Source organism: Streptomyces sp. AM8-1-1, assembly GCF_032229325.1.
Taxonomy (GTDB): domain Bacteria; phylum Actinomycetota; class Actinomycetes; order Streptomycetales; family Streptomycetaceae; genus Streptomyces; species Streptomyces achmelvichensis.
This window is the reverse complement of record NZ_CP135086.1, coordinates 7,910,445-7,921,724: the sequence shown is the minus strand read 5'-3', so window position 1 is coordinate 7,921,724 and position 11,280 is coordinate 7,910,445. Positions and strand designations below refer to the sequence as shown.

Below are 11,280 nucleotides of genomic sequence, written 5' to 3'. Positions count from 1 at the left end.
GGCCGGGCGTTCCGACAAACCGGGGGGCTCGGGAGGGCCGGGGAGGGCCGACAGGCCGGACGGGCCGACGTCCTGAAGGGAGCGGGCGATTCCGGCCAGGAAGCCCCTGCCTTCCGGCCAGGTGGGAGGGTGTTTGAGCCAGGTGAGCGACCGTTCAGGCCAGGTGGCGCGGGCTCGAGGGTGTCATCAGGCCCCTTGGAGGTCCCGTCCACGGCGGGTGGAGGGAGCGGGGCCGATGCCCTGTGTCTGCGTAGCGTGCCAAGAGGCAGAAGTGGACACGAGCACGAGGAGCTCGCCATGGAAGTACCCAGATTGGGGAAGCAGGCCGACGCCGCTTCCGTCGACGACGCCTTCCATGTCTTCGACACCACGCTGCGCGACGGCGCACAGCGTGAGGGCATCAACCTCACCGTCGCGGACAAGGTGGCCATCGCCCGGCACCTGGATGCGTTCGGTGTGGGCTTCATCGAGGGCGGCTGGCCGGGTGCCAACCCGCGCGACACCGAGTTCTTCGCCCGCGCCCCGCAGGAGATCACCTTCCGGCACGCGCAGCTGGTCGCGTTCGGTGCCACGCGCCGCCCCGGCGCGCAAGCGGCAACCGACTTGCAGGTCAAAGCACTTGTCGAATCCGGCGCGCCGGTGATCTGTCTGGTGGCCAAGTCGCACGACCGGCATGTGGAACTGGCCCTGCGCACCACCCTGGACGAGAACCTCGAGATGGTTCGCGACACCGTCGCCTTCCTGCGCGAGCAGGGCCGGCGGGTGTTCGTGGACTGCGAGCACTTCTTCGACGGCTACCGCGCCAACCCCGCCTACGCGAAGTCCGTCGTGCGCACGGCGTCCGAGGCGGGCGCCGATGTGGTGGTCCTGTGCGACACGAACGGCGGCATGCTGCCCGCCCAGATCCAGGCCGTCGTCTCCACCGTCATCGCCGACACCGGCGCCCGGCTCGGTATCCACGCCCAGGACGACACCGGCTGCGCCGTGGCGAACACCCTCGCGGCCGTCGACGCGGGCGCGACCCACGTCCAGTGCACCGCCAATGGTTACGGCGAGCGGGTCGGCAACGCCAACCTGTTCCCCGTCGTCGCCGCGCTGGAGCTCAAGTACGGCAAGAGCGTGCTGCCCGAAGGCGCGCTGACGGACATGACCCGCATCTCGCACGCCATCGCCGAGGTCGTCAACCTCACCCCCTCCACCCACCAGCCCTACGTCGGAGTGTCGGCCTTCGCGCACAAGGCCGGTCTGCACGCCTCCGCGATCAAGGTCGATCCGGACCTCTACCAGCACATCGCCCCGGAGCAGGTCGGCAACACCATGCGGATGCTCGTCTCCGACATGGCCGGACGCGCGTCCATCGAGCTGAAGGGCAAAGAACTCGGCATCGAGCTCGGCGGTGACCGCGCACTGATCGGCCGGGTCGTGCAGCGGGTCAAGGAACGCGAACTCGCCGGCTACACCTACGAAGCCGCCGACGCATCCTTCGAACTGCTGCTGCGCGCCGAAACCGAGGGCCGACCCCGCCGCTACTTCCGCATCGAGTCCTGGCGGGCCATCACCGAGGACCGCCCCGACGGCACCCACGCCAACGAGACGACGGTGAAACTGTGGGCCAAGGGCGAGCGGATCGTCGCCACCGCCGACGGCAACGGCCCCGTCAACGCCCTGGACCGGGCCCTGCGCCGGGCGCTGGAAGGCCCGTACCCCGAACTCGCCAAGATGGAGCTGGTCGACTACACGGTCCGCATCCTGGCCGGGGAGCACACCACCGAATCCCGGACCCGCGTCCTGATCTCCACTGCCGACAGCACCAGCGCCTGGACCACCGTCGGCGTCGCCGACAACATCATCACCGCCTCTCTGCAGGCACTTCAGGACGCCTACGGCTACGGCCTGTTGCGCGCCGGAATCGAAGCCGAAACCGGACCCGCGTACTAGCCCTGGTCCCGGTTCTCCGCCGGCCCGCCCGGGGCGCACCTACCGGGCCGGGCCGGCGCACCCGGAGCTGGGGGGTCTGCGGCCTGGGACGGTCACAGCATGCGGACTGCGGACTCCGCGTGCTGTTTGGCGAGTTGCAGGGTGGCGGTGGACCGGCGGCCGACTGCTTCGCGGACGCGGCGGCGGGCGAGGGCGATACACGCGGCCGGGCCGTCGCCCGGCAGGTCGCGTACGGCCTGTTCGCAGAGCAGCATCCGCTGTTCGGCAACGACCGTGACCCCCCGCTCGTCGGGCAGGACCGACCACTCCCCCGTGTGGGCGGCGACCAGGGCCGCCGGGGCGGTCTGTTTGTGCACGATCCGCCCGGCGTGCGGGAAGCACATCCGTACCGACTCGGTGGTGTGCACCGTCCCGCCCGCGGCGCGGGTGTCCATCGACATCACCTGTACGCCCGGCGCCTGTTCCACCCACTCCAGTCGTTCCACATGGGGCACCAGACGGGGCCAGTCGCCGACCCGGTACAGGAAGTCGTACACCAGCTCCGGGGGGCCGTTGACGCGCAACGAGTCCGCGAAGGTCAGCTGCAGCGCACTGCGGGTGCCGGCGTGTTCGGCGAGGTGTTTCAGGCGGGCCAGCGCGGTGCGGGTGGCCTCACCGGTGGCGCGGGCGATGCGGGCGGCGTCGTCCGGCCGGTCGCCGGGGAGGGTGAACTCGTGCAGCAGGGTCAGCAGGCTGCCGCCGCCGTCGCGTTCCTGCACGCCCCAGATCCCGGTCATGCTGTCGGCCGGGGCGGGCGGGTCGAGGCGGCGGAAGGTGATCCGGCGCCGGTGGGGGTCCAGCACCCGGTGGGACAGTCGGCAGGCGACGCGGCCATCGGCCCGTTCCCACATGCGCAGCCGCTGGGAACGTCCGTCGGCGTCCAGCGGCTCGACGTGGACGGTGGCCGGGAACAGCAGCGGCCACTGCACCGCGTCGGCGATCAGCTCGTAGACGGCTTCGGCCGGTGACGCCACCTCGACCGAATGCCCTGCACGGTGCACGCGCTCACCTGACATCACGTTCTCCTCAAGGCTGTTGGGCCGGCGACCGTGGTCCCGCCCGGCGCCTTTCACCGTCGACCGGTGCGCTCGAGGAGTCCTCGAAGAGTGCTCGACCCGCGCGCCGCACACTCGCCCTGTCCCCGTGAACACCCCGGGAGGGGAAGAGGAAAGGCAGGCACCATGCCCACCGAGATCCGCACCCGACCCGCCGCGCGGACGGCGGAGTTCGGCCTGCTGTACGCGCAGGTCCAGCAGTTCTACGCGCACCAGTTGCAGCTCGCCGACGCCCAGGACGGCGAACGCTGGGCGCAGACGTTCACCGAGGACGCCGTCCTGGTGGCCCCGCTGCCCGGCCGGCCGGTACGCGGCCGATCCCGCCTCGCCGCCCGGGCTTCGGGTCCGGCGGGCCGGGACACGGCCGGTGCCCGCACCCGGCGCTGGATCGGCATGCTCGAGGTCCATCCGCAGCCCGACGGGACCCTGTCCACCCGCTGCAGCGCGCTCGCCTACAGGGCGGGCAGACTGCACGTGTGCGCGATGCAGGACGTCCTGGTCCGCTCCGGCAACACGTGGCGCATCCGGCACCGGCTCCTGACCCGCGACGACGACCACACCTGCCCCTGACCCGCCCCGCCTCGGTCCCCCTGGCCTCCCGGCGCCGGCCGGGCACTCCGGCAGGCGGGCGGGCAGCCGGTCCGTGTCGGGCGTGCCGGTCCGTGTCCGGCAGGGCGGGCGGCCGGCGGGATCAGGCGGCGTAGAGGCCGTAGGTGGAGGTGCGCCGCGGTGAACTGACCTGGTCGAGTGCCGGGTCGACAGTGAGCATCGCCTGGTGCAGCCGCTGGAGCTGCGGAGAGGGCTCGACGCCCAGTTCCTCGATCAAGCGGGCGCGGAGGCTGCGGTACACGTCCAGCGCGGTGGCCTGTCGGCCCGACCGGTACAGCGCCACCATGGCCTGGGAGTGCAGTCCCTCGTGACGTGGGTGCCGGGTGATCAGGTCACGTAGTTCGGCGATGAGTTCACCGTGCCGGCCCAGGCGCAGGTCGGCGTCGATCCGCCGCTCGACGGTGACCAGCCGGCTCTCCTCCAGCCGCATGACCTCGATCGCGAGGACCGAACCGGCCCGCACATCCACCAGAGCCGGGCCCTGCCACAGGTCGAGCGCGGCGCGCAGGAGGCTCGCCGCACGGTCGTCCTCACCCTGTTCGAAGGCCTGTTGGCCGCCGGTCACCAGATGCTCGTAGCGGTGCACGTCGACCGCCTGCGGCGGGATCTGCAGCAGATAGCCGCCGTGCCGGGTGGCCAGGACCTCCTTGGCCGCCCCGGGGGCATCGGGCCCCATCGCGGTGCCCAGTCGGCGGCGCAGTTGCAGGACATAGGTCTGCAGGGTGGTCAGGGCACTCTGGGGCAATTCCGTTCTCCAGAGCTCTTCCATCAGCGTGTGCACGGGCACGATCCGGCCCGGATTGAAGGCGAACAGGGCGAGCAGCTGGCGCGGCTTGCCCGCGGTCGGAACGATCGAGACCCCGTTGACGTCGACACGCAACGGACCCAGAACCTTAATCTCCACGGTTTCCTCCCCTACCGGTCGAGTTCCTCGGTGGCTCGAATCCTTCGGCCGATACGACGCTAGCGGGCAGCGGGCCCTGTCCCCCGGTCTCTGGACCCGCATTCGAGCGGCCCTCCAGAGACCGCGGAGATCACCACAGCCGGGTTCCGCCGCCTCCCGCGGAAGGCGAGAGCGGGGGCCTCGTGGAGGCCTGGCGTGGCGAGCTGGAGGATGGGTTCACGGCCCCTCGAAGACGACTCGCGCAGGTCGGCATTGCATGCGGGCGGCAGCTATCGTCCAACTGTCCTGACCCACAGCGTCGACGGAGTGAGACATGCGCCTGCGCCTGTTCGTGTTCCACCACGCGGGTGGTTCGCATCTGATGTACCGCGACTGGCCGGCCCACTTCCCGGCCGGCTGGCAGGTCCGCACCCCCGACGCACCCGGCCGCGGGCCACTCGACGCGCGGCCGCCGGTCGCGGACACCGCGGCGCTGGTGGAACACTTCCTGCACGAGCTGGGGCCCGAACTCACCGGCCCCTTCGCCCTGTTCGGGCACAGCATGGGCGGCGTCGTCGCCTATGAGCTGACCCGCCGGCTGCTCGCCGAGGGCCGCACCCTGCCCCGTTGGGTGGGCCTGTCGGCGCGCACCGCCCCCCGCCCCGGCGGCGAGGCGGCCGGCCGACACCTCCTCGACGACGCGGCACTGCGCCGCGAACTGGCCGCCATGGGCGGCACCCCACCCGCCGTCCTCGACGACGCCGAACTGTGGGCCCTGTTCGCCCCCGCCATCCGCGCCGACCTGCGGGTGGCGGAGACCTGGCGCCCCGACCCGGCCGCCGCACCGCTGCCGGTACCGCTGTCGGTGTACGGCGGCACCCACGACACGACCGCGCCGCCCGACCGGCTCACCGGCTGGGCCGCCCGGTCCCGGCACTTCCTCGGCCTGCACCTGTTCGACGGCGGCCACTTCTACTTCCAGAACGACCCCACCGCACTGACCGCACAGATCACCCGGGACCTGCGCCACGCCCTCAGCCTCCCCGCCCCGCCCGCACCCGGGATCCTGCGATGACCCGCCCAGCCCCCGCTCCCGTCGCGGACACAGGGCCGGGACCGGAGCCGCAGGCCTGGGCGGGAGCGGCGACCCGCGGGGCGGAGACGCCTGCGGGTGTGGTGTTCCGGCTGCTGGGGCCGGTGGACATCCACGACGGGCCCACAGGCACCAGTGTCGTACCCGCGGGCTCCAAACAGCGGGCCCTGCTCGGCGCGTTCGTCTCGCACGCCGGTGAACTGCTGTGCACCGACCGGCTCGTGGAAGAACTGTGGGGCACCGAGCCCCCCGCGAACGCGCCCAACGCCCTGCAGGCCCACGTCGCCCGCCTGCGCCGGCTACTGCCCGAACCCCCCACTCCGGAGCGCGTCCCCGGCGAGGAGGGGCGGGCGAGGATCACGACCCTGCCGGCCGGGTATCTGCTGAGCCTGGGCCGGGCCACCACCGACGTCCAGCACTTCGATCTGCTCTGCGCACAGAGCCGGTCGGTGGCGGCCGGCGACCCGCATCGCGCCGGGGACCTCCTGCACCAGGCACTGTCCCTGTGGCGCGGCCCCGCCCTGCAGGACGGCCGGTACGGGCCGATCGGCAGCATGGAGGCCGACCGGCTGGAGGAGCAACGTCTCACCACCCTGGAAGCCCTGTACGAGCTGCGACTGCGCTGCGCCCGGCACAGCGAGATCACCGGCGAGCTGGAACGGCTCACGGCCGGCCACCCCCTGCGGGAACGCTTCTACGACCTGCTGATGGTCGCCCTCTACCGCAGCGGCCGCCAGGCTGAAGCCCTGGGCGTCTACGAACGCGCACGCCGCAGCCTGGTGAGCAGCCTCGGCATCGAACCCGGACCCGCACTCCACGCCCGGATGCAGGCCATCCTCCGCCAGTCCCCCGGTCTGTCCACCCCCCACGGCACCGGCACCGCTCCGGACGCGGGGCCGCAACAGCCGCACCTGGACAGCGAGATCGCACGCCTCCAGCAGCGCATCGACGAACTCGACCGCCAGCAACGCGCGCTGCTGCACCGCTTCGACACCCTCACCGCTCACCAGCTCCACGCCTCCTGACGTCCGGCCCACACCGTCGCCCGAGAGCGGGGCAGGCAGAGCCCGGCAGGAACCACCACCGCGACCGGTGCCCGTGCTGTGAGCGAGCGCTGCAACCGGCAGGCGAGTGTCGACCGACTACGTGAAGCACCCGGGTCTGCCCGAGCGGTCGATGGCGGCTCTCACTCACGAATCCGGCAGAAGGAGCCAGACTTCGGAGAAGGTGAGGTCGTGCTCGTGGGTCGCATGCCCGCACGAGCAGCCCAGCGTGATCAGGTGCCAGTCGCAGGCCACTGTCCAAGGACCGTCCGCACGCCCGCACCCAGGGCAGTGGAAGGTGTCGGCCGTCCACACGTCGTGGACGGGCCTGCCGTAGTGCCGGAATCGACCCGTGTACTGGACCTCCCACGGCACAGCGGGTGGCGTGAGCGCAGCGGTCCCGGACGAACGCGGGGCGGCCAGGGCGGCGAACAGCGCGGTCAGGTCGGGTAGCAGAGCTTCGCCCGCTTCGGTCGGCGGGAGCAGCGGGCCGTCCGCCCCGTCCTGAGGAACCAGGTAGTGCGGAGCTGCCGCGGCAGGAGGCGGGTTCGGGGTGGCGTACCAAGGCAGGAGGGCGCGAGCGACAGCGGCCAGAAGGGCGGCGGCCGGCGCACTGACGGCACCTGCGTCGAGGTGATGGACCGTGGTGCGCCAGATCCGTTGGAGCCGTCGGTCCCGGTCCGTGGCCCGCGCTCGTACGCTGCCGGCCGCGCGGGCGGGCAGCGGCGCGTTGAGGCGGGCCAGTACGCGGGCCGCCGCTTCGGCATCCATATCGGTGGGACGCCATGCTCCGGCAGCCAGGAGCTGCCGCGCTCGGGCTGACTCTCGGGTCCAGACGCGTGTCAGCACCTGTGGGGTACGGGAGGCCGTCCCGGGAATGTCGTCCTGCCCGTTCGACATGGCGCCCCCTTACCGCTGTCCCGTCCCCGTATCCATCGCATGGTGCCCGCGCGCCCGCCCTGAACGGGCAGGAGACATCACATCACGCGACCGTGCGGAGGCTTGACGACCCGGGGGCGGCTCCCACCCGGCCGATGTCACTCAGCGCATTCCGTCACCTCGTGTGGACGGTCACGCAATTCCCCAGGGCTACGATCATGTGATTCCCCAGGCTGTCATCCCGACGTTCCGGAGGGGTGTCCGGAGGGCGGCGTGCCTGACAGCAGCCCGAACTACCGACCCGAGCAGGGCCACGCGAATTCACATGACAGCTGTGGCCGGCTCCACGGCCATTGGCCGATGACCATGCAACCGGACCTTCTCAGCCTGAGCATCGTGTGCCCACCGCCCGACGAAGACGGCGTGGAGGTCCGCCCGATCGTCAATGGCCAGGATCTTCTGTCTGATGTGCTCCCCGGCGGCGTGGGAGGCTCCCGGTACCTGGGAGTAGGCCCCCGGTATCTGTTGGACCGGGACGGGCCGTTGCATGCCACCACAACACCCCACGAGGTTCGTCTCGCTTGGTCCGGGTGCGGCGCGGAGGAGTGCTGTGGTGCCCTGTACATGACGGTCACGCGTGACGGGGATCATGTTGTCTGGGCGGGCTGGCGCGACCTGGCCAATCAGGACGTCGCCCTGCCGGAGCTTCGGTTCACCGCAGCTCAATACGAGGCCGAAGTCCTGCGAGCCGGAGAGGACCGCAGCTGGGAGTGGCCGGCCGGAGCAGTTGCGCGGCTGCTTGAGGCGGGGCTGAGGGGACGCGGAGACTGGCTCCTCCGGTGGGAGTGCGAGTTGGAAGGCGTCTGGGCCTCCCGCAAGCAACCCGACCGAATCCACGTCATCCTGATGCACCCCCCTGACGGGCCCGATACAGATCTGCCCTGGATCCAGTTCGGGATGACTCTCCCGATCTCCGAGGACGACCCATCAGACCAGGCCGAGCACCTTGAAGCACAGCTGACCGCAGGCGATCCCCGTGCCACCGCCGAGGTCTGGGGAGGTTCGCATGATGCCGAGCAACTGGGCTACCCATGGCCGCCGGTCGACCTGCGGTTCATGTGAACAGCAGGAGAGGCGGGCTCGGTCCCTGCCGTTGGGCATCCACTCGCAACCGCCATTCCGATGGGGAAGCGTGACCGTGCGGGTGGGGAATTGCGTGACGCCGATCAGGTAGATCGTGGGGACATGCGTGACCGTCGACACCTCGGGAACGGCATGTGGTCGGTCCCCCGGATGGGATGCGACAGGCCCGCCGCGAAGGGTCTCTTCGGGGCGGGCCCGGTGCGTGCCGTGGCGGGTGCGCTGGTCGGCCGGTGCAGCCCGTGGGATGGGAGCTGCCGGTGTGGCCCGGTGGTGCAGGGCCCTGGAGGGCGGGCCGGGTTGGGGCCCGGTGGGGGGTGCACGACGTGAGGGCGGGCGCGGCAGGAGTGAGGGGGCCGGCCGGTGCCTGGGCAGGAAGGGACCCGGCCGGCCCTGCGCGGTCAGCCGGTGCGGGTGAGGCGCTGGGCGGCGGGTGCGGGCGCCTCAAGGATGGTGTCGGGGCCGGTCATGAGGATGGAGCGCTGGAGCCGGCGCAGGGCGGTGGAGGGTTCCAGGCCGAGGTCGCGGACCAGGCTGTTGCGCAGCCGCTGGTAGACGTCGAGCGCCTCACCGCGGCGTCCGGAGCGGTGCAGGGCGAGCATGAACTGGCCGTGCAGGTTCTCGTGGGTGCGGTAGCGGCTGACGAGGACGGTGAGTTCACCCACGAGTTCACGGTGCCGGCCGAGCCGCAGGTCCGCCTCGATGCGCTGGTAGAGCGCGCACAGCCGGCTCTCCTCGAGCCGGCGGATCTCCATCTCCAGCTGAGGGCCGGGCTGGATGTCGACCAGCGCGGCACCGCTCCACAGCGTCAGCGCCTCCCGCAGCCGACGCGCCGCACCCGCGAAGTCGTCGGCGTCCATGGCCCGGTAGCCCATCCCGGCCAGCCGCTCGAACTCACGGACATCACTGGCACCACCCGAAGTCTGCAGGAAGTAGCCGCCCGGCAGGGTGCGCAGCACATCCTTTGCCGTCCGTGGCACGCTCCCCTGCGGATCGTGTGCCAGCGCGCCGGCGATCAGCTCTCGCAGCTGCAGGATGTAGGTCTGCAACGTGGTCCGGGCGCTGCGCGGCGGCCGCTCGCCCCACAGTTCCTCGATCAGCATCGCCACCGGCACCACCTGGTCGGCGTGCAGGGCCAGCAGAGCCAGCACCTGACGCGGTTTCGGGGCCGTCGGCGTCACCGGGACCCCGTTCTCCGTGACGGCCAGCCCGCCCAATACCTCGATATCCACGCCGTATCCCCTGTCCGTGTATGTCGCGCATGAGTAGCCACGCCGGTCGTCCGAGGGCTGCGGCAGAGCCTGACTCTCGGCACCACGAGTAAAAAACGGGACGGGCGGTTTGTCAATCCCCGACCGTCCGTGCTGTTTCCATCCACCTCCCGGTCACTCTTGAACACTCCTACAGTCGCCGACCACCTCGACGGAAGGGGAAACCCGGCCTGAACAGCAGGCCAGGGAAGGGAAATGCGCCTTGCCGGAGAACGCATCCGAGGCAGGCGAACGATCGACAGGCAGCGCAGGGCGGCCTGGAAGGAAACCGCGAGGTTGGTTTAATATGGCATCCCGAGTCGTGAGGAGTCAGCGGTGAAGCAACAGGAACGCGCCGTGCGCACCCGCCGGGCACTGGTCCATTCCGCGGCGGAGGCGTTCCAGCGGCACGGGTACGTCCAGGCGCGCCTGGCGCAGATCAGCGCGGATGCCGGGGTCAGCCCCGGCGCGCTGCACTTCCACTTCGAGAACAAGGCAGCACTGGCCCGCGCGGTACAGGCATCGGCGGGGATGCGGCTGCGGCGCGCGGCCGGAGTGGCCACCCGCCGGTCCGGTATGAACGCGCTGCAGCGGCTCACCGACACCTCGCACGCCCTCGCCGAGCAGCTACGCACCGATGTCGTCGCACGCGCCGGCTACCGGCTCAGCTGCGAACAGACGCGCACCATCTCCCACCACGGCGGACAGGACCTGTGCGGCCAGTGGCAGACATATGTCCAGCAGCAGCTCACCGAAGCAGCCCGCCACAACCTGCTCACCGAAGCGGCGATCCCCCACGAGACAGCCGCCTCCATCGTCGCAGCCACCACCGGCCTCGAAACACTCGCCCGACACGACGCCACCTGGCTGTCCCACGAAACACTGACCAACTGGTGGGAACTCGCCTTGCGCTGCCTGGCCACCCCCACCACCCTCCCCGCCCTCCGAGCGGCCGGCACCGGCACTCCACGCCCACCCCACCCACAGTGAACAGATGCCGCTCGCAGGCGGATCGACCCGCCGCAGGCCATCCCGGCCATCCCGGCCATCCCTCGCAGGATGTGCGCGACGCCCAGCGCTACCACCGGCCCATGCCGGCCGCGAGGGGACGCCACCGAAGGATGAGGTCGCGCGGGACGGCGGGGTGCTGACAGGGGCGACAAGGAGCCGAGCAGGGGCAGAGCGACCGGCACGGCGGGGCACGGATCGACATACGGAAGGCGTCCGGTGCGGTCCGCGACGCGACAGCGGGCGTGGCGCCGGGGCCCGGCCCGCCATGGCGGCGTCGCGGTCACAGACCTCCGGGCGACAGGCCGCAGGCAAGACCGCCGGGCGACGGGAGTACGGAAGT

General features: G+C 71.4%; 10 protein-coding genes. 6 read left to right on the top strand and 4 right to left on the bottom strand.

The window, feature by feature from the left end:
- The first annotated feature begins 297 nt into the window (after positions 1-297).
- On the top strand, positions 298-1,938 hold the full coding sequence (gene cimA, locus RPQ07_RS35360) for a citramalate synthase (protein ID WP_313948349.1): 1,641 nt from the start codon (positions 298-300) through the stop codon (positions 1,936-1,938).
- A 92-nt stretch (positions 1,939-2,030) separates the two neighbouring features.
- Here the strand turns inward: cimA and RPQ07_RS35355 are convergent, their stop codons facing one another.
- Complete coding sequence (locus RPQ07_RS35355) at positions 2,031-2,993, bottom strand: aromatase/cyclase (RefSeq protein WP_313948348.1); 963 nt, start codon at positions 2,991-2,993, stop codon at positions 2,031-2,033.
- Positions 2,994-3,158: 165 nt separating this feature from the next.
- Between RPQ07_RS35355 and RPQ07_RS35350 the strand changes: the two genes are divergently transcribed.
- Entirely contained in the window at positions 3,159-3,602 is a 444-nt protein-coding gene (locus RPQ07_RS35350; RefSeq protein ID WP_313948347.1) for a nuclear transport factor 2 family protein, read from the top strand.
- Positions 3,603-3,723: 121 nt separating this feature from the next.
- Here RPQ07_RS35350 and RPQ07_RS35345 read toward each other — a convergent pair whose 3' ends face one another.
- Positions 3,724-4,545 carry an AfsR/SARP family transcriptional regulator gene (locus tag RPQ07_RS35345; protein ID WP_313948346.1) on the bottom strand — a complete coding sequence of 274 codons (822 nt, stop codon included), beginning with the start codon at positions 4,543-4,545 and terminating at the stop codon, positions 3,724-3,726.
- A gap of 313 nt (positions 4,546-4,858) precedes the next feature.
- Between RPQ07_RS35345 and RPQ07_RS35340 the strand changes: the two genes are divergently transcribed.
- Together RPQ07_RS35340 and RPQ07_RS35335 are read left to right on the top strand one after the other, a co-directional pair.
- Positions 4,859-5,599 carry a thioesterase II family protein gene (locus RPQ07_RS35340; protein ID WP_313948345.1) on the top strand — a complete coding sequence of 247 codons (741 nt, stop codon included), beginning with the start codon at positions 4,859-4,861 and terminating at the stop codon, positions 5,597-5,599.
- Positions 5,596-6,642, top strand: coding sequence for an AfsR/SARP family transcriptional regulator (locus tag RPQ07_RS35335; protein WP_313948344.1), 1,047 nt, complete (start codon positions 5,596-5,598; stop codon positions 6,640-6,642). The genes RPQ07_RS35340 and RPQ07_RS35335 overlap by 4 nt, the downstream gene beginning before the upstream one ends.
- A gap of 165 nt (positions 6,643-6,807) precedes the next feature.
- Here the strand turns inward: RPQ07_RS35335 and RPQ07_RS35330 are convergent, their stop codons facing one another.
- Positions 6,808-7,431 (bottom strand): hypothetical protein, encoded by a 624-nt coding sequence (locus tag RPQ07_RS35330; RefSeq protein WP_313948343.1) that lies wholly within the window; start codon positions 7,429-7,431, stop codon positions 6,808-6,810.
- A gap of 381 nt (positions 7,432-7,812) precedes the next feature.
- On the opposite strand from RPQ07_RS35330, the gene RPQ07_RS35325 reads away from it, so the two are divergent.
- Entirely contained in the window at positions 7,813-8,661 is an 849-nt protein-coding gene (locus RPQ07_RS35325) for a hypothetical protein (RefSeq protein ID WP_313948342.1), read from the top strand.
- Positions 8,662-9,080: 419 nt separating this feature from the next.
- Here the strand turns inward: RPQ07_RS35325 and RPQ07_RS35320 are convergent, their stop codons facing one another.
- On the bottom strand, positions 9,081-9,911 hold the full coding sequence (locus RPQ07_RS35320; RefSeq protein ID WP_313948341.1) for an AfsR/SARP family transcriptional regulator: 831 nt from the start codon (positions 9,909-9,911) through the stop codon (positions 9,081-9,083).
- A gap of 354 nt (positions 9,912-10,265) precedes the next feature.
- Here RPQ07_RS35320 and RPQ07_RS35315 point away from each other — a divergent pair, with 354 nt between their 5' ends.
- The gene (locus RPQ07_RS35315; RefSeq protein WP_313948340.1) at positions 10,266-10,919 is read left to right on the top strand and encodes a ScbR family autoregulator-binding transcription factor; all 654 of its coding nucleotides are present in this window, start codon (positions 10,266-10,268) and stop codon (positions 10,917-10,919) included.
- Positions 10,920-11,280: the final 361 nt, after the last annotated feature.